Here is a 22584-nt window from a genome sequence, read left to right on the forward strand (position 1 = left end):
GGGCACAGCGGCCAGGCACGGCGACCGGACAGGCGCAACGGTCGCCAGGACGGCCAGGAACAGCGGCCGGGCGCGGCGGCCAGGCACGGTGACCAGGCACGGTGGCCGGTGGAGAGGGGCGGCGGGGAGTAAGCGGGGCGCGGAGCGGTGGTGGGGGTGGGCTGGGGAAACGGGCGCTGAGGGCTGTGGGTGGAGGAGGGTGGGGTGGGGAAAGGTTGAGGAAGCGGCGGAGAACCGGGGGTCGGAGCAGACGCGGGGTGCGCCGGGGGAGTAAGTTCGATTGCCCCCTGCACGTGGGGGCGCGGACATAGGGAGATCCACGGAGTTGAGCGACGCCACCGTCCTGCAACAGGAGATCGCGGTCGAGCAGGAGCACGTGGACCGGGTTTACTCCCGGCTCGCCGAGCTGCGCCGGGATGCCTCGCGCGCCGAGAAGGAGGGCTACCAGCTCGCCGGCGTCGGTAACTTCGGCGCCCTGGTCGAGCGGGATGCGATGGTCTTTCACGCCGCCCGGCGCCGGCACGCTCTCGACACCGAGTATGAGGGGCTGGTCTTCGGGCGCCTCGACCTCAAGACCGGGGCCACGCATTATGTCGGCCGCATGGGCATCCGCGACGACAGCTCGCAGCCTCTCGTCGTCGACTGGCGGGCCCCCGCCGCCGCCGCCTTCTACCGGGCGACCGCGGCCGAGCCGCTCGGGGTCGTCCGGCGGCGGATGATCCAGTCGAGCCGTGAGCGGGTCACCGGCATCGAGGACGACCTGCTCGACCCGGACGCCGCGCCGGCCGACATGCGGGTCGTCGGTGACGGCGCGCTGCTGGCCAGCCTGTCCAAGGCGACCGGGCGGGGCATGCGGGACATCGTCGCCACGATTCAGCGGGAGCAGGACGACGCGATCCGCTCCCCCGCCTCCGGCGTGACGATCGTGACCGGCGGGCCGGGCACCGGCAAGACCGCCGTGGCCCTGCACCGCGCCGCCTACCTGCTCTACTCCGACCGCAACCGGTTCGCCGGCGGCGGCATCCTCGTCGTCGGGCCGTCGGGCGTCTTCGTCGAATACATCGCCACCGTGCTGCCGTCGCTCGGCGAGGACACGGCCACCCTGCGCTCGCTCGGCACGCTCGTGCCGGGGTTCGGCGCCACCCGGGTCGACCCGAGCGACATCGCCGCGATCAAGGGCTCGCTGCGGATGCGGCGGGTGCTCGAGCGGGCCTCGCACGACGCCGTGCCGGACGGTCCCACCGAGCTGCGCTTGCTCTACCGGGGGACGCTGTTGCGGCTCGGCAAGGACGAGCTCGACAAGATCCGCCGGTCGGCTCTGCCGCGCGGGGCCCGGCGCAACGAGGTTCGCGGCGTGGGCTTCGACCGGCTCTTCGACGCGCTCTGGGCGCAGGCCCGCCAGCACAAGGTGAGCGGCCTGCCGGAGAAGCGCGAGTTCGAGTCCGAGCTGGCCGACCGGGGCGACTTCCGTGACTTCCTGCGGGCCTGGTGGCCGCGTTTCACGCCGATGCGGGTGCTGCGCTGGCTTGCGGTCGCGCCGCGCCTGAAGGCGTACGCCAATGGGGTCCTCTCGAGAGAGGAGATCGCCCGCCTGCAGGGGTCGTTCGACGCGCTGGCGGCCGAGGGGCCGACGATCGCCGACGTGGCGCTGCTGGACGAGCTCGACGAGATTTTGGGCCGTCCCCGGCAGGCGGCCAAGAAGACCAAGAATCCTTTCCACGTACGGGACGGGATCCAGGAGGTCAGCACGTACGCCGACCGCCAGGCGGCGCAGCGGGCCCAGCAGGTGCAGCGCGACGAGGATTACCGGGAGTACGCGCACGTGGTCGTCGACGAGTCGCAGGACGTGTCGCCGATGCAGTGGCGCATGATCGGCCGCCGGGGCTCGTACGCGTCGTGGACGATCGTCGGCGACCCGGCGCAGACGGCCTGGGCCGGTGACCCGGCCGAGCTCGACCGGGCTCGTGACCGCGCGCTCGGCTCGCGCAAGCGCAACAGTTTCGCGCTGACCACGAACTACCGCAACTCGTCGGAGATCTTCGCGGTGGCGGCCGAGGTCATCCGGGCGATCATGCCCGACCTGCCGTTGCCGCGGGCGGTCCGCAGCACCGGCGTGGACCCGGTCGACCTGGTCGCCGGCGCCGCCGCGCTGCCCGACCTGGTGCGTGAGGTGGCCGAGAAGCAGCTGGCGGACGTCGACGGGACGATCGGCGTGATCACGCCGGTGCCGCGCCGCGACGAGATGGCCGGCTGGGTGGCCGGCCTGCCGGAGCGGGTCCAGGTGGTCACGGCGCTGGAGGCCAAGGGCATGGAGTACGACGCGGTGGTGCTCGTCGAGCCGTCGTCCCTCACCGGGGACGCGGCCGGCATCCGCACCCTTTACGTCGCTCTCTCCCGGGCCACCCAGCGCCTGACCACTGTCGGAACCGTCGCGGATTGGCTGCCTAAGGGATAGGCACCCGCACCGCGGTGTAGGTCGTCTCCGGTGTCGCCGGCGTCGTGAACCGGGCGTTGGGCAGGTAGAACCGCTTGCCGTACTCGGCGATGGTGGTCGGCACGTCGAAGTTCGGGTTGCCGGTCCGCGAGACGACCGTGCCCGCGGTGCCGCTCCGGTTCAGCTCGACCTTCGTGATCACGTTGAGCCGGTTCTGCACGACGTACAGCGTGCGACCGCGCAGCCAGAGGCCGTCGCCGTTGACGACGTTCTCGGTGCCCAGGTCGATCAGGGTGGCCTTGCCGTCGTACGTCACCCGGAAAAGCTTTCCGGTGTTGCTCTGCACGACGATCAGGGCCTTGCCGTCGGGCGTGGGCACGATGCCGTTGGCGTTGACCCCGGTGCTGTAGGCGATGTCGCCGGTCAGCGGGACGGAGGTGGCCTTGCCGTTGCGCACCTTGAACAGCACCGGGTTGGTGGAGTCGGTGAACCAGGCGGCGCCGCCGGTGAGGGTGACGTCGTTGATGAAGGACGGGACGGGCTGGAGCGTGTACGACCGAAGGACCTTGCCGGTGCGGGTGTCGATCACCCGGGCGTCGCCGCCACTGCCACCGGCCACGAAGAGGCGGCCGTGATCGTCGATCTTCATGCCGAGCGACGGAGTGCCGGGCCCTTGGCTGATCACGTCGCCGCGCCCGGTGCGGAGGCTGACCCGGTAGATGTCGCCGTCGGCCCGGGAGCCGAAGTAGGCGTACGGCTTGTCGCCGATGGCGATGCCCTCGGGCTGGAATCCGTCGGGCAGGGCGAGCACTGATGGTCCCCGTGCGGGGGAATGAGCGGCAGCGGGCGACGCGGCGCCGACCACGGCGAGCACCGTTGCCATGACAATCGCGAGGGTACGTCTGGACACGGAGATGAGGTCCTTTCCAGGCGGGGCTTTTGACTTGTCCAAGAGTTCATACCCCACGGGTCTGACAATGGTTCGACCTTGCACATATAGCAATGTCCGCATACATTGGCGACGGCGAAGCGGTCCGACGGAAGGTTGATGCATGGGAGCCGGGCACGACCACGGCGGTCAAGCGCTGAGGGCAGGAGCGAAGCATCGCTCCCGCCTGTGGTGGGCGGCCGGCCTGCTCGCCGGCTTCATGATCGTCGAGGCGCTGGCCGCCTGGGCGACCGGCTCGCTGGCGCTGCTCTCCGACGCCGGGCACATGTTCACCGACGTCCTGGGCATCGCCATGGCCCTGGCCGCGATCACCGCGGCCGGCCGCGCCGCCACCGACTCGCAGCGCACCTTCGGCCTCTACCGGCTCGAGGTGCTGGCCGCCCTGGCCAACGCCGTGCTGCTCACCGCCGTGGCCGGCTTCGTCGTGGTGCAGGCCGTGCGCCGCTTCACCGACCCGCCGGACGTGCCGGCCGGCTCGATGCTGATCGTCGCGGTCGGCGGCCTGATCATCAACCTGATCGCGTTCGGGCTGCTCCGCGAGGGTGCGCAGGAGAGCATCAACGTCCGCGGCGCCTACCTCGAGGTGATCGGCGACCTGCTGGGCTCGGTCGGCGTCATCCTGGCCGCCGCCGTCATCGGGCTGACCGGCTGGTCGTACGCGGACCCGATCGTCGCCGTCATCGTCGCCCTGCTGATCCTGCCCCGCACCTTCGCGCTCGGCCGCTCGGCCGTGCGCATCCTGGTCCAGGCCGCACCGCAGCACCTGGACATCACCCGGGTGCGGGCTCGCCTGGCCGCCGTGCCGGGCGTCTGCGACGTGCACGACCTGCACGTCTGGACCCTCACCTCGGGCATGGACGTGGCCTCGGCCCACCTGAGCCTGGAGCCGGCGGCCGAGCTCGGCACCGTGCTCACCACGGCCCGCGACGCCCTGCACGACGACTTCCACATCGAGCACGCCACGCTCCAGGTGGAGCCGGTCAACGCCGGCGGCCGCTGCTCTCCCGCCGGTTGGTGATCGCCAGACTATGGCGATCATCACACCTCAAGGTGCACCCTGATCACACCGGTCACCGCGTCCGCCGACCCGTCGTCCCGGGTCTCTCGCGGTCACTACGCTTGGTGACCATGCGAACACGGGAGGACACCAGCATGACCATGGTCATCCACCAGCCCCGGGTGGCGTGGGACGGCGCCCGGGCCTTCGTCCGGGCCGCCGGCAGCCCGCACTCCGAGGCGTTCGCCGCCCGGGTGCTCCGCCGGCTCGGCAGCGAGACATACGGCCACTTCGCGGACACGCGCCAGCGGCTCCTGACCGCCCTGGTCGAGACCGGCGGCGACCGTTACGCGGCCGACGTCGAGGCCGGCAAGTGGCGGGTGCGCCTGGAAGACCTGCTCCGCACCAGGCCCGACCTGACCGACGAGATCGTCGGCCTGACCAACGAGGCCTTCGAGATCTGAATCGGCGCGATGGGTGCCGCCGCTACTTTTGCGGGAATCGGCACCCAAAGCGAGACTTGCGGCTTAAATGTCGTTTATGGGCGACGCTCGGGTCATGGTCTTCGCGCCGGCACCGCAACTGACGGTGACGATCGAACAGCAACACGACGTACCGGAACTGCATGTCCACCCGGGCGGCCAGGGCATCTGGCAGACCCGGATGATCACCTCGCTCGGCGCCGAGGTGACCCTCTGCGCAGCCGTGGGCGGTGAGGTCGGCCGGGTGCTCAAGCCCCTGCTCGACTTCAAGGGCGTCCAGCTGCGCACCATCCCGCGCGAGAGCGGCAGCGGCTGGTACGTGCACGACCGCCGCGACGGCAAGCGCAAGGAGATCGCCGAGCAGCCCGGCGCCCCGTTCACCCGGCACGAGCTCGACGAGCTCTACAACCTGGCCCTGGCCGAGGGCCTGCGGGCCGGCAACGCCATCCTCAGCGGCCCCGCGCACCCCTCGGTGATCCGGGCCGACGTCTACGGCCGCCTGGCCAAGGACCTGCGGGCCAACGGCTGCCGGGTGATCGCCGACCTGTGCGGCAACCACCTCAAGGCGGTGCTGAAGGCCGGCTTGAACGTCGTCAAGATCAGCCACGAGGAGCTGATCAAGGACGGGCTGGCCAAGGACAACTCCGAGAAGCAGCTCACCGACGCCCTGCTCAAGCTGCACGACGACGGCGCCGAGTCGGTGCTGGTGTCGCGGGCCGACGCGGGCGCGCTGGCCATGTTCAACGAGGAGATCTACCGGGTCGGCATCCCCAAGCTGTCGATCGCCGACCACCGCGGCGCCGGCGACTCGATGACCGCGGGCGTGGCCGCCGTGCTGGCCAAGGGCGGCGACATGCACGACGCGGTCCGCACCGGGGCCGCCGCCGGAGCGCTCAACGTCACCCGGCACGGACTCGGCACCGGCCATCTGGACGCGGTCCAGGTGCTCACCGAGCGGGTCAAGCTCACCCCGATCAAGAAGGCGTGATGACGAGAATCCTGGTCACCAACGACGACGGCATCGACGCGCCGGGCCTGCGGCATCTCGCCCGGGCGCTGGCACGGGAGGGCCACGACGTCGTGGTCGCGGCCCCGGTCACCGAGGCGAGCGGCAGCAGCGCCGCGATGACCGCGGTCGAGGAGCACGGCAAAATCATCCTGCACAAGCGGGAACTGCCGCACGCCAAACACATTCCGGCGTACGCGGTCGCGGCCTCCCCGGCGTACATCGTGCTCCTCGCCCTGCGCGAGGCCTTCGGCGAGCCGCCCGAGATGATCTTCTCGGGCATCAACCGGGGCGCCAACGCGGGCTCGGCCGTCGTGCACTCCGGGACCGTCGGGGCCACGCTGACCGGCTCCTACGCCGGGCTGCACGGGATGGCGGTCTCGCTCGACGTGCTGTCGCCGCGGGCCTCGTCGGCGCGCAGTGGCGGCGCCGCCCTGGCCGCCCTCGACCACGAGGAGGACGAGAAACGGCACTGGGAGAGCGCGGCCGAGCTGGCCGTGCGGCTGGCGCCGACGCTGCGGCACACGCCGACCGGCACCGTCTTCAACCTCAACGTGCCCGACCTGCACCTCGACGGCATCCGCGGGCTGCGCCGGACGTCGCTGGCCTCGTTCGGCCAGGTGCAGGTGAGCATCGCCGAGGCCGGCGAGGGATTCGTGCGCACCGCCGTGCAGGCCGCCGACGAGCTGCTCGAGCCGGACACGGACCTGGCCGCGCTGGCCGAGCATTACGCCGTGGTCACGCCGATCAGGCCGCCCGTGGAGGCGGTGGACGTGCGCATCAACCTGGAGACGATCCAGGTCCACGCGTCGGCGCTGGCGTGAGAGATCAGCTGCTGGCGGCGGCCGGCTGGGCCTTGCCCTCGGCGAACGGCTCGGGGTTGCCGAACAGGCCGAGCAGGCCGGTCACCCAGAGCTGACGGTGCGCGAAGCGGCTGGGGCGCGTGACCACGAGCTTGACGTCGCTCACGGCCGCGAGCTGGAAGGCGGCCACGAGGGCGCTGATGCCTACGGAGTCGATGAAGGTGACGTTCTGAAGGTTGAGCTCGATGCGGCCGGGCGGCCCGGCGGCCAGCTGCTCGCCGACGGCCTCGCGGATCTCGTACGCGTTCTCGACGTCGATCTCGCCGCTGGGCGAGACCTCCACCACATCGCCGGCAAGCGTCGACGTCATTATCGACAGCGTCACGCCAATTCCCTCCACCCGCCCGGAGCATCCAGGCGTCGTTCCTCCACTGCACTGACCACTGCACGGCGTGTCGACGCCGTCGTCGCCCGCGCTCGGGGCTGACCTGCCCTTTTGGGAGCAGAGCCATCCTCGAAAGGTTCGGTGAGACTGACCGAAAGGTTAGGCCCCAAACCTGTTAGACACCTGAGTGCCTCGTGTGAACCGGGTCAAGACTACCGGGGGCAGGCAAGTCGTTTCCGAAACGTGATGGCGTCCACACGGGACACGTTTCACCAATGGCGCACATGGGCAGGGTTAACGATGTAGGCGAGCCACAGGAGGAGACATGTTCACCAGCAAGAACACGGCGGAGCGCACCGCCGCCCAGGCCTGGGACTACCTGTCGTCCGCCATGGCCGCGGCCGGTGACAGCGCCAAGGAGACCGCGGACCTGGCCGGCAAGGCGGGCCGCAAGGCCCGGAAGGCCAGCCGCAAGGCGAGCAAGCAGAGCTACAAGCTCGCGGGCAAGGCCAGCGACAAGGCCGACGTGGCCTGGACCAGGGCGAACGCCGCCTACGGCGCGCTGGCAGGCCGCCGGCCGGGCCGCCCGTGGGGCCTGATCGTGGGCGTGGGACTGCTCGGCGTCGCGATCGGCTGGGCGGCCGCGAGCTCGGCCCGGGCCGCGCTGGAGCGCCAGGCCGAGAACGAGGAACTGGAGCTGGCCGAGACCGCGGTCGTGGTCACCCCCACGTACGACACGAAGTAATCCCTTGATCCCTGGTCGCCGGACGGAGCCCTTTGCCGCCCGGCGACCAGGCGTGTCCCGAGAGTCCGTAAAATACCGACAAATCGGTCAGGACCCTCTGGCCCCCCGCTGATCGGCGAGGGTCGCTAAAGTTGAGCGCTGCTCGGCTCTCACGTTCCTCACCGCTGTGGCTCAGCCACCCGATTAGATAAGGTCCCTTGGTGCTCACTGCGGGACACCTCCTGGGCAACCGGTACCGGTTGGACGAGCGCATCGCCACGGGCGGCATGGGTGACGTCTGGCGCGGCACCGACGTCGTGCTGGGCCGCACCATCGCGGTCAAGGTGCTGCGCTCCGCCATGCTGTCCGATCCCGAGTTCGCCGCCCGCTTCTACGGCGAGGCCCGGATGATGGCGGCCTTTCGTCACCCCGGCGTCGTGGAGGTCTACGACTACGCCGGTGCCGACGAGGACGGCGGTGAGGACTCGGTCGCCTACCTGGTGATGGCATATGTGGAGGGCGAGCCGCTCTCCACCCGGGTCAAGCAGGGCCCGATGCCGGTGGCCGAGGTCATGTCGATCGTGGCCCAGGCGGCCGAGGCGCTGCACGCGGCCCACCTCAACGGCACGGTTCACCGCGACGTCAAGCCCGGCAACCTGATCGTCAAGCCGAACGGCACGGTCGTGCTGGTCGACTTCGGCGTCGCCCGGTCGAACGCGGTGACCAGCGTCACAGCGGTGAACGCGATCGTCGGCACCGCCCTCTACATGGCGCCCGAACAGGTGGCCAAGGGCAACGTCTCCCCCGCCACCGACATCTACGCGCTCGGCGCGGTCGCCTATCACTGCATCTCAGGCCACCCGCCGTTCGACGGCGACAACGCCCTCCAGGTCGCGCTGCGCCACCTCGAGGACGAGCCCGAGCCGCTGCCGGCCGACGTGCCGGACGAGGTCGTCCACCTCATCTACAAGGCGATGGCCAAGCAACCGGCCGACCGGTTCGAGACCGCGGCCGAGTTCGCCGAGGCGGCGTTCGCGGCGGCCGGCCCGCTCGACTGGAAACGTCTCACCGGCACCATGAAGGTCGCCCCGCTGAGCCCGGCCGCGCCGACCCGGGCCGTGCCGCTCCCCCGCGACCTGCCGCCCACGCCCGTGCCCGCGGCCGCCACCACCGCGGCCCGGCGCCCGCCGCGCAGCCAGACCGCGCTCCTGGTCGCCGTGGTCGCGCTGCTGGTGCTGGCGGGCGGTCTCGCCTTCGCGATCGCGCTCAGCGGCGACGGCAACGACGACGCCAAGAACAACAACGGTGGGACGAAGGACGCGCCGGCCCCGGTCGTGTCGCTCGAGCCGACCGTCGAGCCGACGGAGACGACACCCACCGCCGAAGAGACGTCCCGGCAGACCAACCGCGGCGGCAGTGAGCAGTCCCGCTCGTCCACCCCGAGCCCGTCGGTGACCGCCACGACCACCGCGCCGACCACGAAGCCGACCACCACGCCGCCGACGACGCAGCCCACGACCACGGCGCCGACCACCACGCCGGCGACGACCCCGCCGACGACGCCGCCCACCACGCCGCCCACGACACCGCCCACCACCCCGCCGACCGAGCAGGATCCCGGCACGGGTGGCGGGACCAACCCTTGACCCTCACACGGTGTCAGACCCCAGGCTGAGTGGACTGTGTTTTCCATCGGAGAGTTCGCCGGCCTGGGCCGGGTGTCGGTGCGCATGCTGCGCCACTACGACGCCATCGGCCTGCTTCGTCCCGCCCACGTCGACCCGCACAGCGGCTACCGCTTCTACACCGCGGCCCAGCTGCGCCTGCTCAACCGGGTGACCGCCCTCAAGGATCTGGGCTTCAGCCTCCAACAGGTGCAGACGCTGATCGACGAAAAGGTGGAGACCGCCGAGCTGCGCGGCATGCTGCGCCTGCGCCGGGCCGAGCTGGCCTCGCGCATGCGGCAGGACACCGCGCGCCTGGCCCAGGTCGACGCGCGCCTCCGCATGATCGAGAGCGAGGGGCACATGGACACCGGAGACGTCGTCCTCAAGACCATCCCGGCGATGCGGGTGGCACAGCTGTCGGCCACGGCCGAGGGCTACGACCACCCGACGTCGATCGGGGAGAACCTGAGTCCGCTCTATCCGCGGCTGATGGAGCTGATGGAGAAGCACGGCGTGGCCATGACGGGCGCGCCGATCGCCTGGTACGAGCCGGCGCCGGCCGAGCCCGGCGAGGAGACGATCCGGGTGCACGCGGCCTTCCCGATCGGCGCGGCCGAGGTGGGGCCGGAGGCCGGCTTCGACGTGGTCACGCTGCCACCGATCGAGCAGGCGGCGACGGCGCTGCACCACGGCAACATGAACGAGGCGTTCCGCACCGGGCAGAAGATCGCCAACTGGATCGACGACAACGGCCACCGCACGATCGAGCCCGGCTTCGCCCGCGAGGTCTACCTCGACTGCCCGCCGTGCGAGTTCGACAAGTGGGTGACCGAGATGCAGGTCCCGGTCAGAATTGCTCCCGAAAACTAACCTCAAGTCACCCGGGCCGCTGCCGATGGGGCGCACATGACCTATCCGACGGCACCGCCCTGGGCCATCCCGCCGTCCCGCCGTGAGGCGGCGGACAGTGAGCCTTGGACTCCCCCCGGCCGCCTGCTCGTCGCGTACCCCGAGGAATTGGACCCGACCGCCCGACCGCCGGCACCCTCGTGGCTGCCGGTGATCCTCTGGACCCTCCTCGGCGTCCTGCCGGGGGTGGTCTCGGCGGCGCGCCGGGCCCGGGAGGCCCGGCGCGGGCGCCACGAGGGCTACCCCTACTGGATCGTGTTCGGCGCGACCGTCCTGACGACGGCCGCGCTGATCATCGCCCTTCTCGAGAAAACGATCTAGAAGACGACCGGCACGCCCTCGCGGACCAGCTGCCAGTTCTTGACGTAGAAGTCGGCCGGGTTGATCGAGCCCTTGGCCTGCGCCCAGTCGATCAGCAGCTGGCGGATCTCTTGCTGCGCGTTGTAGACCTGCGTCTTCACGATGCCGGGGAAGTTGCCGCCGCCGGAGCGCCGGTAGTTGTTCACCGCCACCACGAAGCGCGCGGCCGGGTCGACGCCGGCCCCGGCGATCTGCAAGCGGGTGATCCGCGAGCCGATCGGCTTGCTGATGTCGATGTCGTAGTCGACGCCGGAGAACACGTCGTAGTTGTAGTCCGGGATCGACGGGTCGCTGATCGCCGCCGGGTCCACCGGCGCGCCCGGCGCCAGCGTGACGAAGAACTTCGCCGAGTACTCCAGGTACGCCTTCACCTCGGCGCCGGTCAGCACGACGGCCTCGAGCGTGTTGTCGTAGATGTAGAGCCCGGCCACGTCCTTGATCTTGAACGCGCCCTTCGGGAACACCGCGGTGCGGCTGAACGGCGCGGCGATCGACAGCACCGGCAGGCTCGCGTACTCGGTGCCGGCCAGGGCGGCGGTCACCGTGTCGGTCTGCACCTTGTTGATGTAGTCGAGGATCGGGGTGTCCTCGTACCGCGAGGTGGCGGCGGACAGCTCCTCGGTCGAGTCGGCCACGACCTGGTTGACGTACGCCACGGTCTTGGTGTGCTGTGCCTTGACCGCGGCCAGGACCTTGTGGTCGGCCTCGACCGTGTTGGTGTTCAGCGTGACCGCGGCCTTGGTCGTGATCCGCCAGCGGCCCTTCTCGCGGACCAGGTCGAAGTCCATCTTCGTGAGGCGCTGGCCCCACTTCGACGGCTCCGACATGAGCACCTGCTGCCCGGTCTTCGTGTTGGTCACGAAGCGCTGCGCGATCTCCTGGTGGGCGTGACCGAACAGGATCGCGTCGATGCCGGGAACGTTCTGGGCGATCAGCGCGGCCGGGTTCTCGTTCGGAAGCTCCGGGCCGTAGCTGGACAGGCCGCTGTCGCCGCCGTGCGCCGAGATCAGCACGATGTCGGCGCCGTGCGCGCGCATGACCGGCACCCACTTGGCGGCGGTGCTCACCATGTCGAGGAAGTTGAGCTTGCCCTCGACGTTGCCCTTGTCCCAGATCGCCACGCCGGGGTTGGTCAGCCCGAGGATGCCGACGCGCAGCGTCGGCGCGTGCCGGCCCAGAGAGACCTTCTTGATGATGTACGGGGTGAAGGCCGGCCGTCCGGTCTTGGCGCTCACCGCATTGGCGGCCAGGGCCGGGAACCCGAGCTGGCGGATCCACAGGTTCAGCAGCGGCAGGCCGTAGTTGAACTCGTGGTTGCCCAGCGTGATGGCGTCGTAGTGCAGCACGTTCATGGCGCGGGCCATCGGGTGCTTCTCACCGGTGGTCGTGATCGGCTCCTGCTTGGCGTAGTACGTGGCCAGCGGCGTGCCCTGGATGGTGTCGCCGGCGTCGAGCACGAGGGTGGCGCCCTTCGCCTCCTTGCGCAGCTTGTTGACCAGGGCGGCCAGCTTGGCGACACCGACGTCGTTGTGCGCGCTGTCGTCGTACTCGGCGTCCTTGTAGTAGTCCCAGTTGTAGACGTTGCCGTGGGTGTCCGATGTGCCCAGCACCGTCAGGTGATAGGTCTCCGGGCCGTGGTTTCCGCCCTTGGGGTGCGCCTGCGCCGCGTCGGAGAGGACGAGCGGGGTCGCCACCGTCGCCGCCGAGGCGGCCAGCACAGTACGCCGCGAGATGGTCATGTCGGGCCTTTCGGGGTCTTCGAACCTGACGAACGCACACTAGACCTTCTTCGATCACATGACGTCCGGCACCGGGATCCCCAGGAGATCGAGACCCAGGGTCAAGGTCTGGCCGGTCCGCTCGGCCAAGGTGAGCCGGCTCGCCCGTACGTCACCTTCGGACTTCAAGATCGGGCACTTCTCGTAGAAGGTGGTGAAGGCGACGGCCAGATCGTGCAGGTAAACGGCCAGCCGGTGCGGCTCCCTTCCCTCGGCGGCGGCGAGGACGGCCGGCTCGAAGCCCAAGAGGGTCAGGGCGAGCCGCCGCTCGGCCGGGTCGGTGACCTTCACGGGGCCGGGCGCGGTGGTGGCTTTGGCGATCAGCGACCGGATCCGGGCGACGGCGTACTGCAGGTAGGGACCGGTGTTGCCGGTGGCGGCGAGCATCCGGTCCCAGTCGAACAGGTAGTCGCTGCGCCGGTCGCCGGCCAGGTCGGCGTACTTGATGGCCCCGACGCCGATCGCCGGGCTGGTGGCCTGGGCGGCCGCCTCGTCGAGCAGGTCGCCGAGCTTGACGGTGTCGCCGGCCCGGGTCTTGAGCATCTTGCCGTCGGCGCCGAGGATCGACCCGAAGTCGATGTGCTCGGGCTCCACCCCGTCCAGCCAGCCGGCCGCCCGGGCGACCGCGAAGACCATCCGGAAATGCTGCTTCTGGGGAGTGCCCACGACGTACAGAAGCCTGGAAGCTTTGAGCTCCTGCACCCGGAAGCGGAGAGCGGCGAGATCAGTGGCGGCGTAGCCGAAGCCGCCGTCGCTCTTGCGCACGATGAGCGGAAGCGGCCGCCCGTCCCGGCCGATCTCGCCGGGCGGGAAGGCACAGAGGGCGCCCTCGCTCTCGACGAGCAGGCCTTTCGCGGTGAGCTCGTCGACCACGCCGGCGAGCATGGGCTGGTAAAAGCTCTCGCCGACGAAATCGCCGGGTGCGAGCCCGATGCCGAGCCGGGCGTACGAGTCCACGAAGGACTGCTCGGACTGCGCGACGAGCCGCTGCCAGAGGGCGCGCGAGGTGGGGTCGCCGCTCTGCAGCGCGACGACCCGGAGCCGGGCCCGGGTCCGGAAGTCCTCGTCGCCGTCGAACCTGACCCGGGCCCGCCGGTAGAACTCGGTGAGATCGCCGATCGTCGCCTGGCCATGATCATTGCCGGCCATGTACTCGATCAGCATGCCGAACTGGGTGCCCCAGTCGCCGAGATGGTTGACCCGGACGACGTCGTGACCGGTGGCTTCGAGGAGCCGGGCCAGCGCGTCCCCGATGATCGTCGACCGCAGGTGCCCGACGTGCAGTTCCTTGGCCACATTGGGCCCCGAGTAGTCGATCACGATCCGTTCGGGATGCTCGGTCAGCGGGACTTCGGGCGGCGCCCCCTTGATCACCTCATCGTCGAGGGTGATGTTGAGGAACCCCGGCCCCGACACTTCCACGCCCGCCATGCCCGCTTTTTTCATGGCCTCGGCGGCGATGTCGCGCGGCGGCCGGCCGAGTTCCTTGGCCAGCCCCAGGGCGACCCCGGACTGGAAGTCGGCGTGCTGCGACGCCCTCACCAGCGGATCGACCGGCCGCCCGGCCACAGCTTCGAAGGCCGCGGCGAGCCGCGCAGTGAGAAGAGCTTCAACATTCATGACCAGACCCATCGACGTACGGCGAAGACGGGTCGACCGGTCTCGTGAAACGATCCGGCGGGCTCGACCCGCCGGAAGAAATGCAGAGATCAGCGGCGGTCGTCGGAACGCCGGCGTCGCTCACTGAAGGTCTGCATGGCCGCCACTGTAACCGATCACGACCGATCTCTGCGGCGGCGCGGCCGGGATAGCAAGATGTGAAGCGTGAAGAAGCTCATCAACGACCCCGCGGGTGTGGTCGGCGAATCCCTGGACGGACTCACCCGGACGGCGGCGCCGGTGGCGCGGCTGGGCGGGTCGACCACCGCGATCCGCTCCGACGTCGGTGAGCTGCGAGACAACGGCCACGTCGCGGTGATCTCCGGTGGCGGGGCGGGGCACGAGCCGGCGCACGCCGGCTACGTGGGCGACGGCATGCTCACCGCGGCCGTGTCGGGTGAGGTCTTCACCTCGCCGTCGGTCGACGCCGTGCTCGAGGCGATCCGGGCCGTCGCGACGCCCGGCGGGGTGCTGCTGATCGTCAAGAACTACACCGGCGATCGGCTCAACTTCGGGCTCGCGGCCGAGCTGGCCCGGGCCGAGGGCATCGAGACGGCGATCGTCGTGGTCGCCGACGACGTGGCGCTGGCGGCGGGCGGGGCCGGGCGCCGGGGCATCGCCGGCACCGTGCTCGTGCACAAGGTGGCGGGTGCCGCGGCCGCCGCCGGGCTGCCGCTGGCCGAGGTGGCGCAGCGGGCCCGGCGGGTGGCCGACACGGTCGGGACGATGGGCGTGGCGCTGAGCGCCTGCACCGTTCCGGCGGCCGGGCAGCCGGGCTTTCTCCTCGACGGTGACGAGGTGGAGTGGGGTCTCGGCATTCACGGCGAGCCGGGGGTGGAGCGAGGGGCGCTTCTTCCCGTACGGGACACCGTGGCGCGCCTGGCGCAAGCGATCGTCGACGATCGCCGCGTCGCGTCCGGCGCCCGGGTGGCGGTACTGGTCAACGGCCTGGGCGCGACCCCGCCGATGGAGTTGTCCATCATGGCCGACGCGGCCGCCCGTGATCTCGGTGGCCGCGGCATCCTGGTCGAGCGGCTCTGGGCCGGCAACTTCCTGACCGCCCTCGACATGGCCGGGGCCTCGCTGAGCATCCTGCCGGTCGACGACGACCTGCTGGCCCTGCTGGACGCGCCGACGTCGGCCCCGGCCTGGCCCGTCGTGGTCTCCCGGCCCGGCCCGTCGACGATTCCCGCGCCGCCGGCCGCCGAGAGCCCGGCCGGCGAGCTGGGCGTGACCGATCCGCTGCGCCGCGCGCTGGAGGCGGTGGCCGAGACACTGATCTCGGCCCGTGACGAGCTGACCGACCTCGACCGCGAGGTCGGCGACGGCGACCTCGGCATCAGCCTGGCCCGCGGCGCCGCCGCCATCCTGGCCGAATGCCCCGGATATCCCGGCGCCGACGGCCCCGGCGCGGTCCTGCGCGCCGCCTCGGCCACGGTCCGCCGTTCGGTCGGCGGCACTTCGGGTCCGCTGTACGCCGTCCTGCTGCTCCGGGCCGCGTCGGCGCTACCCGGCTCCCCCACCCCGGCCGACTGGGCCCTGGCCTTCCGCGCCGGCGTGTCCGGCGTCCGCGAGGTGGGCGACGCCGCCATGGGCGACCGCACGATGGTCGACGCCCTGCAGCCCGCGGCCGACGCCTTCGCCGGCAGCCTGGAGGCCGGCAACGACTGGCCGGCCGCCCTGGAGTCCGCGGTGGAGGCGGCCAAGGTGGGCGCCACCGCCACCGCTGCGGTCCCGGCCCGCCTGGGCCGCTCCAGCTACTTGGGCGACCGGGTGCTCGGCCACCCCGATCCGGGTGCGATCGCCGTCTGGACCTGGCTGGCCACCCTGGCCACAACCCTGCGACCATGAGCCGATGGACATGGCCGTGGAGGGGCAACTGTGGCGGGCCGGTGAGGCGGGAGTGTTGCGGCTGCCCTCGGGGCGGCTGGTGCGGGGCCGTGGGCTTCGGGAGGCCATGCCGTCGGGGCATCCGCCCACGTTCGGGGTCTACCTGCTCGGGGGTGCGCCGCCCGAGTTCGGGTGGGAGAGCCGGTGGGTCCGGTGGCCGGATTTTCGGTTGCCGGCGGACAAGGCGTACGCGGAAACGGTCTTGATCGAAGCTCTTGACCGCAGCGCGCGGGACCGGGTCGAGATCGCCTGCGGTGGTGGGCGTGGGCGCACCGGAACCGCCCTGGCCTGGCTGGCCGTGCTCGACGGGGTGCCGCCGGACGAGGCCGTCGCCTTCGTGCGGGAGGGCTATCACCGGCGGGCCGTCGAGACGCCCTGGCAGAAGAGGTTCGTCGCACGGCTTTCGCCGCACAGCTGAGGCACGGAGCAAACCCAGGGCGATGATCAGAAGCGGCCATTACGCTAAGAGCCGCACGCCGAGGCCCTGGGGGGTTTGATGATCGTCGTGGAGCGCACCTTGGCCGTGACCGCCGCCGCCGGTCCGGTGCTCGGATATCTGACCGATTTCGGTAACACCGCTGCCTGGGATCCGGCCGTGCAGCGGACCACCCGGCAGGACGGCGGGCCGATCCGGCCGGGCGCGAGCTGGCTGCAGGTCTGCCGGATCCTCGGTCTCACCACCGAGATGGTCTACACGCTGGTCGCGGCCGAGCCCGGCCGCCTGCTCTTCCACGGGCGCAACGAGGGCGCCACCTGCACCGACGCGGTCACCGTGCGGCCGCTCGCCACGGGCGCCGAGGTGACCTACCGGGTGGAGCTGGAGATGCACGGCCTGGCCAAGCTGGCCACACCGCTGATGCGGGTCGAGTTCGAGAAATTCGGCACGGCCAGCGCCGTGGCGCTGACCGGTGCCCTGAACGCGCTGGCCGGCATGCGGACGGCCGAGGTGCAGTTCCCCCCGGCGCCGTCCACAGTGCTGGGCGAGCTACCGACGTAGAGCCACCACCTGCAGATACGTCGACGGGATCTTGCAGGTGCCGTCGGTGGCCGTGTTCGATCGGCCGGCCAGGGCGACCAGATCGTCGTAGAGCGGCTTGCCGCCGTCCGGGCCGAGCGCCTCGAACGCCTTCAGCGTCGGGCCGTAAACCTGCCGGAAGTAGTCGGTGAAGGCTTCCGGCGAGGCGAACCGGAAGACGAACGTCTTCACGGTCGCGGTCACGTCGGCCCGGTCGCCGAACAGCTCGCGCACCCGCGCTTCGCTGCCCCACTCGACCGGCCCGCGGATGCCGGGCGGCGGCGGAACCCGCCGGCCGACGGTGCGGAACATCTCGCCGATGAAACCGTCCGGCGTCCAGTTGGCCATGGCGATCGTCCCGCCGGGCCGGCACACCCGGGCCAGCTCGGCCGCGACCTTCTCCTGGTCGGGCGCGAACATGGCGCCGACCACGGAGAAGACGGCGTCGAAGCGGGCGTCCGGATACGGCAGGTTCTCCGCGTCCGCGACCTCGGTGGCGATCGGCAGATGCTCGGCCGCGGCCCGCTCCCGGGCCCGATCGAGCAGGGCGCCCACATAGTCGGTGGCGAGCACGTCGGCCCCGCAGCGGGCGGCCGCGATCGACGCGTTGCCCGTCCCGGCGGCCACGTCGAGCACCTTCGCCCCGGCCGACAGGTCGGCCGCCTGCACGGTCTCCTCGGCCATCGGATGGATGAGGGCCGCCACCGCGCCGTAGTCGCCGCTGGCCCAGGTCTTCTGCTGCTTGGCCTTGATACCTTCGAGTACGAGTTCTGTCATGCCTTCGACGCTAGGAACTTCCCTGGTCAGGCACATGGGGAGAGCTCCCTATGTTGGGTCTCGCAGCAACCCGCGCTCCCTAGCCACGGCGGCCGCCTTACCCCGGGAGCCCACCCCAAGCTTGCCCAGGACCGCCGAGACGTGGTGGTCGACGGTCTTGGCCGAGACGGTCAGGCGGGCGGCGATGTCGGCGTTGCTCAGGCCCTCGGCCAGCAGAGCCAGAACCTCGTGCTGGCGGGCGGTCAGGCCGGTCTCCGAGGGGCGGCGGGGGCCGCGCGGCACCGGGAGCCCGCGCTCGCGCAGGCCGGCGCGCAGCACGTGGGCGCGGGCGGCGGCGCCCAGCCGGTCGAAGATCCGGAGGGCCTCGGTGACGGCGGTTTCGTCACCGTGGGCGAGGGCTTCGGCTTGGGCGTACGGACAGTCACGCTCCCGCCAATACGCGGCGGCGCCGCGCCAGTCGCCGGCGATGAGCATCCGGAACGGCGTGGCCGCGCCGGCGATCTCCCCCGAACCGCAGCGCCACAGCCAGAACGCCAGCTCGCCGACGAACCACTGCTGACCGAACCGCTCGGCGACGGCCAGGCCCTTCTTGGCCTCGATCGCGGCCCGTTCGACATCGCCGGCCAGCCAGTGCGCCTCGGCCAGGGCGATAGCGGCCGGGCACAGGAACTGGGCCTCACCGGTCGGATAGCCGTGGTCGGCGGCCACCTGAGCGTCGTCGAGCGCGCCCGGCGCACCGCGCCGCGCCTTGATCACCGCCCGCACGACCATCGCCGGCACCACCGCGCCGCCCGGCTGGGGCGGCCCGTCCAGGGCCTGCTCGGCGTCGGCCAGGGCGGCGTCCCAGTCACCGCGGGCCAGACGCAGCCGGGCACGATGTCCGAGCAGGTGGCGCACGTAGCCGTCGAGGTCCCGGGCCACCAGGAACGGGATGATCCGTTCGAGGGTCTCCTCGGCGATCGTCAGCTCGTAGCCGTCGACGGCGAAGCTGGCCAGATTGACCAGCGCCCGCCCCGCGTGATCGTCGAGGCCGGCGGCCAGCGCCAGCTCATGCGCCCGCCGCAGCTCGGCGATGCCGTCGAGATCACCGGACAGCGTCTTGGCCGAGCCGATGTTGACCAGCGCGTGCACCTCGGTGTCGAGGTCACCGAGGCGCCGGGCCAGCCCGGTCGCGCGCACGCCCCAGCCGATCGCCCGCTCGACGTCGTGGCGAAGCATGAACAACTGCGAGAGATTGCTGTACGCCGCGGCAAGCTCCCGCCCTTCCGGCTGCGCCTCGAGAACTTCGACCGCCCGAAAACCGGCGTCCCGCGCCTCCCCCGGCCGCCCCAGCCACCAGCTAAGCCGCGAGATCCACCGCAGGTTCTCCCCCACCCGCACCTCGTCACCGAGCCCGGTCCGCAGGGCGAGCGCTTCCCGCCGCGCTTCGAGCGCTTCAGGAGTGAGCCCACCGTGATAGGCGGCCAAGGAGTACTCCTCAAGCATCGCCGCCCGATCCCGATCTCCTGTGGAGCCGGCGAGAAGCAGGGCCTGCTGGAAGTGGGCGGCGGCCTGGCGGTAGGCGCCCAGGGAAGCCGCTCGGCGGGCGGCGATCGGGGCCCAGTGCAGGACGGCGGCGGTGTCGCCCGCGTGGTGGGCGTGGTGGACCATGCGGGCCGGCTCGACGCTGGCGCGGCCCGCGTGGCCGGCCAGGATCTCGGCGTGCAGGGCGGCCCGGCGTACCGGGGAAAGCGACTCCTCCACCGCCCGCCGCAGCAGCTCGTGCCGGAAGGCGACACCGTGGCCGCGGGCCGTGAGGACGCCGCGGTCGATGCACTCCTCGACCGCGTCCAGGCGGTCGATCACGAAGCCCGCCTGTGACGGCACCACCGACACCAGATGGGCCACCTCGCGCGCCGGCGGGGACAGGGCGGAGATCCTGGACAGGACCAGATCGCGCACGGTCGGCGGCACCCCGGGCGCCGGGGCGGCCAGCACCTCGGTCACCAGCAGCGGGTTGCCGCCCGTAACGTCGTACACCTCGGAAGCCTGTCGCCCCGCCCGCCGGGCCAGCTCACCGACCGCCTCCGGTGTGAGAGGCGGCAGGCTGACCCGCCGGACCAGGCCCCGCGGCAGCCCGGCCAGGACGGCCCGCAGGCGATGGTCGGCGCCGATCTCCTCTTCGCGGTACGTGATCAGCAGCAGCGCCCGGCACAGCGCCAGCCGGCGGCCCAGGAACACGACCATGTCGAGCGTCGCCTCGTCGGCCCAGTGCAGATCCTCCAGGACGACCACCGGCCGGGCGGCCTGCGGCGGGCGGTCGAGCGCCTCGAGCAGCAGGTCGAACACCTCGGCCCGGGCGCCGGCGGTGATCCGCTCGCGGAGGGCGCCGCCGAGGCGGCGGGCGATGTCGTGCAGCGGGCCGAGCGCGCGCGGGGTGAGCAGCGGGTCGCACGCGCCCCACAGGGTCTGCGCGCGCGGGCCGGCCGCCTCGGCGAACGCGGCGGCCAGCGTGGACTTGCCGGCCCCGGCCTCGCCGCTGACCACGGCGACGCGCCCACCGGCGGCGGACTCCGCGAGCAGGCGGTCCAGCGCGGCGAGCTCGCTCGAGCGCTCGAGCAGGTCCGTCACGGCCCCAGGCTAAGTACGGCCCGCGGTCAGGCCAAGCGTTGAGTCGGAAGTCCGTCGTCGGATCTTGCGAACGACCAGACGGCGGGGAATCTGTCCTTCCTGACCCGAGGCCTAAGTTATCGAACGCATGTTCTGATTCGCTGGCCAGGGGGTGACGTTCATGGGGAACGAGGCACAGGTCGAGCGCCGCACTCGGGGCAAGTCGAAGTTACGAAACTGGCGGCGTGCGACAGACGCGGGAGCGGGAGGCTTTTGAACGGGCCGCGTACAAGATGATCGAACGAGCTGGGTGGCTGCGGCATCATCTGACCAAGGCGTGAGCCATGCATCTGGCCGACGAGGTGTGGCAGACCGTGCACAGACATCTGTTCGCCGATAAGTCCGGCCGCCGGCACGGTCGGCCGAAGGTCGGTGCGTGGTGGAATTCGACACGGGTCCCCGGCCGAGCTCGCTCGCACATGGCCGCGCGCAATGGGAGACCTTCCGCTTGCACGGAACTCTAGCCGGGCATCAGGGCGCCTACCCGGGTCACCAGGCCGGGTCCGCTCACAGTGGTGTTCACCGGCTGCGGCGATGAACTGATCCTGCCGGTCCGGTTGCCACAGGGCGCTGCCCGGCAGCCACGGCTGGAGCACTTTCTCGGCCGGCCAGAGGCTTGGCACAAGATCGACCTGGTCCGTCTCGAGGATCCAAGGGCTTGAGTTCCCCCCGTTTCGACGGAGCGGTGTCGATGCCCGCTGAGCCGGCCGTCGAGGCGGGGCTGCTTATTGATCAGGTCACCGTCACCGCGCAGCAGCGTGCTGCTGCCCAGAACGCCGCTGCCGTGGCCCGGCGTCGGCAGCGGGCGCTGGACCGGTCACGGCGCAACAACAACCGGGAGCAGTACCAGCCGTCGATCAGACAGCGGAAGCGCGCGAAACGCCGCGCGGACGCCGGCCTCAGGCCACGCACGGTCGACCAGCCCGGCGGAGCCCGTCTTGCCGACGCCGCCGGCCGTCCCAAGAAGGCATACCGGCGCGATAAGCTTTCGGCCACCTACCGTCGGACACGCGGTGAGCACGCGGCTGCGGCCCGGTCCGCGTCGCAGGCAAAACGGGCTCGCGCGCGAGATCTGGCCGCATACATCGTCGGCGTACATGGTCCGCACCTCGTGGTCGAGCACACCGACATCCGCTCCTGGACCCGGCTGTGGGGACGCGGGATCGCTCTTTTCTCCCCAGGAACCGCAGAATGTGCCGCAGCTGGCGGGCGGCTGCTACGGGCCGGGACACGGCAGACCGCATTGTCGCAGCAATGCCCATGCGGACGCCGGAGGAAGAAACCTCTTGGGCAGCGCACGCACACCTGTGAGGCCTGTGGCCTGATTGGTGACCGCGACTTGGTCGCGGCAGCAATGGCCGCTTGCGTCACTCTGACCGACTCGGACGATCCAGTATCAGCACGTATCGACGACGCAGCTCGGGCAGCACTTGCGGCCCGACTACAAGGGCAGCAAGCGGCCCTGATCCGGTCAACCGCGCCCACCAACTCAGGCCGTCGCGGCCGGAACATGGCAGGGACGGCAGCTCACTACGACACGCGCTTATATGACAGGAGTGGTGTGCCGGTCGACGGTGTTGAGGCCGAAGACGTCCTCGACCAGGTCGAGGGCCTTGATCCACGGGAAGTCGGCGTTGTTGCCGGGCACCCAGCCGTCGACCGGGCCGAACAGCACCCGGACGCCCTCGGCGCGCAGCTCGTCCAGCGAGCGGCGGAACGGGCGGCGGGCGGCCAGCGCCTCGTTGACCGCGGGCACGACCACGGTGGCCACGCCGCGGCCGATCACGTCGGCGACCGAGCTCAGCGCGTACGTGTCCGCGATGCCCAGGGCGAGCTTGTTGATGGTGTTGAAGGTCGCCGGGGCCACGATCAGCGCGTCGGCCGGCGGCGAGATCCTGGTGCCGTCGGGCGCGAACTTGTACGTGGTGCGCACCGGTTTTCCGCTGACCCGGGCGACCTGGGCCGGGTCGATGAACTCGAGCGCGTTCTGTGTCGCCGTGACGTCGACCGACCAGCCGCGCCCCATCGCCGTCTCGATCAGACCGAGCACACCCGCGGCCGCCGATCCGCCGCAAACCACCACCCGTAAGTCACCCATAG

Annotated in this window: 19 protein-coding genes and 1 pseudogene; 13 read left to right on the forward strand and 7 right to left on the reverse strand. The window is 71.2% G+C overall.

The features are described from left to right. Window positions 1–325 precede the first annotated feature (325 nt). The gene (locus CRP55_RS13095) at window positions 326–2455 is read left to right on the forward strand and encodes a HelD family protein (protein WP_097320131.1); all 2130 of its coding nucleotides are present in this window, start codon (window positions 326–328) and stop codon (window positions 2453–2455) included. On the opposite strand, the gene CRP55_RS13100 is transcribed toward CRP55_RS13095, so the two are convergent. After that, entirely contained in the window at window positions 2445–3317 is an 873-nt protein-coding gene (locus CRP55_RS13100) for an SMP-30/gluconolactonase/LRE family protein (RefSeq protein ID WP_245922959.1), read from the reverse strand. The two genes, CRP55_RS13095 and CRP55_RS13100, sit on opposite strands and share 11 nt — an antisense overlap. A 169-nt stretch (window positions 3318–3486) precedes the next feature. On the opposite strand from CRP55_RS13100, the gene CRP55_RS13105 reads away from it, so the two are divergent. From CRP55_RS13105 to surE, 4 genes are all read left to right on the forward strand, one after another. Further along, a complete protein-coding gene (locus tag CRP55_RS13105) occupies window positions 3487–4401 on the forward strand; it encodes a cation diffusion facilitator family transporter (protein WP_097320133.1) in 915 nt (304 codons plus the stop codon). 110 nt (window positions 4402–4511) lie between these two features. Beyond that, window positions 4512–4844, forward strand: a complete 333-nt coding sequence (locus tag CRP55_RS13110) for a hypothetical protein (RefSeq protein WP_245922960.1) — start codon at window positions 4512–4514, stop codon at window positions 4842–4844. 76 nt (window positions 4845–4920) lie between these two features. Next, complete coding sequence (locus CRP55_RS13115) at window positions 4921–5850, forward strand: 1-phosphofructokinase family hexose kinase (RefSeq protein ID WP_245922961.1); 930 nt, start codon at window positions 4921–4923, stop codon at window positions 5848–5850. Then, the gene (gene surE, locus CRP55_RS13120; RefSeq protein WP_097320135.1) at window positions 5850–6692 is read left to right on the forward strand and encodes a 5'/3'-nucleotidase SurE; all 843 of its coding nucleotides are present in this window, start codon (window positions 5850–5852) and stop codon (window positions 6690–6692) included. The genes CRP55_RS13115 and surE overlap by 1 nt, the downstream gene beginning before the upstream one ends. 4 nt (window positions 6693–6696) lie before the next feature. Here surE and CRP55_RS13125 read toward each other — a convergent pair whose 3' ends face one another. Next, window positions 6697–7056: an STAS domain-containing protein gene (locus CRP55_RS13125; protein ID WP_097320136.1), complete on the reverse strand. Its 360-nt coding sequence runs from the start codon at window positions 7054–7056 to the stop codon at window positions 6697–6699. 325 nt (window positions 7057–7381) lie between these two features. Here CRP55_RS13125 and CRP55_RS13130 point away from each other — a divergent pair, with 325 nt between their 5' ends. The 4 genes from CRP55_RS13130 (at window position 7382) to CRP55_RS13145 (ending at window position 10677) form a co-directional block, all read left to right on the forward strand. Continuing rightward, the gene (locus tag CRP55_RS13130) at window positions 7382–7801 is read left to right on the forward strand and encodes a hypothetical protein (protein WP_097320137.1); all 420 of its coding nucleotides are present in this window, start codon (window positions 7382–7384) and stop codon (window positions 7799–7801) included. A gap of 200 nt (window positions 7802–8001) precedes the next feature. Then, a complete protein-coding gene (locus tag CRP55_RS13135) occupies window positions 8002–9426 on the forward strand; it encodes a serine/threonine-protein kinase (RefSeq protein ID WP_097320350.1) in 1425 nt (474 codons plus the stop codon). Between the two features lie 36 nt (window positions 9427–9462). Next, on the forward strand, window positions 9463–10317 hold the full coding sequence (locus CRP55_RS13140) for a MerR family transcriptional regulator (RefSeq protein ID WP_097320138.1): 855 nt from the start codon (window positions 9463–9465) through the stop codon (window positions 10315–10317). Between the two features lie 36 nt (window positions 10318–10353). Continuing rightward, window positions 10354–10677, forward strand: a complete 324-nt coding sequence (locus tag CRP55_RS13145; protein WP_097320139.1) for a hypothetical protein — start codon at window positions 10354–10356, stop codon at window positions 10675–10677. On the opposite strand, the gene CRP55_RS13150 is transcribed toward CRP55_RS13145, so the two are convergent. Both CRP55_RS13150 and argS read right to left on the reverse strand, forming a co-directional pair. Next, the gene (locus CRP55_RS13150; protein ID WP_097320140.1) at window positions 10674–12455 is read right to left on the reverse strand and encodes a bifunctional metallophosphatase/5'-nucleotidase; all 1782 of its coding nucleotides are present in this window, start codon (window positions 12453–12455) and stop codon (window positions 10674–10676) included. The genes CRP55_RS13145 and CRP55_RS13150 overlap by 4 nt on opposite strands. 54 nt (window positions 12456–12509) lie before the next feature. Next, complete coding sequence (gene argS, locus CRP55_RS13155) at window positions 12510–14114, reverse strand: arginine--tRNA ligase (RefSeq protein WP_097320351.1); 1605 nt, start codon at window positions 14112–14114, stop codon at window positions 12510–12512. 204 nt (window positions 14115–14318) lie between these two features. On the opposite strand from argS, the gene dhaL reads away from it, so the two are divergent. The 3 genes from dhaL to CRP55_RS13170 all read left to right on the forward strand — a co-directional run bounded on the left by dhaL (window position 14319) and on the right by CRP55_RS13170 (window position 17040). Next, the gene (gene dhaL, locus CRP55_RS13160; RefSeq protein WP_097320141.1) at window positions 14319–16004 is read left to right on the forward strand and encodes a dihydroxyacetone kinase subunit DhaL; all 1686 of its coding nucleotides are present in this window, start codon (window positions 14319–14321) and stop codon (window positions 16002–16004) included. Between the two features lie 4 nt (window positions 16005–16008). Then, window positions 16009–16461 (forward strand): protein phosphatase, encoded by a 453-nt coding sequence (locus tag CRP55_RS13165; RefSeq protein ID WP_438865784.1) that lies wholly within the window; start codon window positions 16009–16011, stop codon window positions 16459–16461. A gap of 78 nt (window positions 16462–16539) precedes the next feature. After that, window positions 16540–17040 carry an SRPBCC family protein gene (locus tag CRP55_RS13170; protein ID WP_097320142.1) on the forward strand — a complete coding sequence of 167 codons (501 nt, stop codon included), beginning with the start codon at window positions 16540–16542 and terminating at the stop codon, window positions 17038–17040. On the opposite strand, the gene CRP55_RS13175 is transcribed toward CRP55_RS13170, so the two are convergent. Further along, window positions 17029–17835, reverse strand: coding sequence for a class I SAM-dependent methyltransferase (locus CRP55_RS13175; protein WP_097320143.1), 807 nt, complete (start codon window positions 17833–17835; stop codon window positions 17029–17031). The genes CRP55_RS13170 and CRP55_RS13175 overlap by 12 nt on opposite strands. 48 nt (window positions 17836–17883) lie before the next feature. Then, window positions 17884–20445: an ATP-binding protein gene (locus CRP55_RS13180; RefSeq protein ID WP_097320144.1), complete on the reverse strand. Its 2562-nt coding sequence runs from the start codon at window positions 20443–20445 to the stop codon at window positions 17884–17886. Window positions 20446–21175: 730 nt separating this feature from the next. Here CRP55_RS13180 and CRP55_RS56205 point away from each other — a divergent pair. Beyond that, window positions 21176–21823, forward strand: a pseudogene (locus tag CRP55_RS56205) (hypothetical protein); the annotation flags it as partial. A gap of 204 nt (window positions 21824–22027) precedes the next feature. On the opposite strand, the gene CRP55_RS13185 reads toward CRP55_RS56205, so the two are convergent. Next, window positions 22028–22582 carry a flavoprotein gene (locus tag CRP55_RS13185; RefSeq protein ID WP_097320145.1) on the reverse strand — a complete coding sequence of 185 codons (555 nt, stop codon included), beginning with the start codon at window positions 22580–22582 and terminating at the stop codon, window positions 22028–22030. Window positions 22583–22584: the final 2 nt, after the last annotated feature.

The sequence above is a fragment of the Paractinoplanes atraurantiacus genome, from assembly GCF_900215205.1.
Lineage (GTDB): Bacteria > Actinomycetota > Actinomycetes > Mycobacteriales > Micromonosporaceae > Actinoplanes > Actinoplanes atraurantiacus.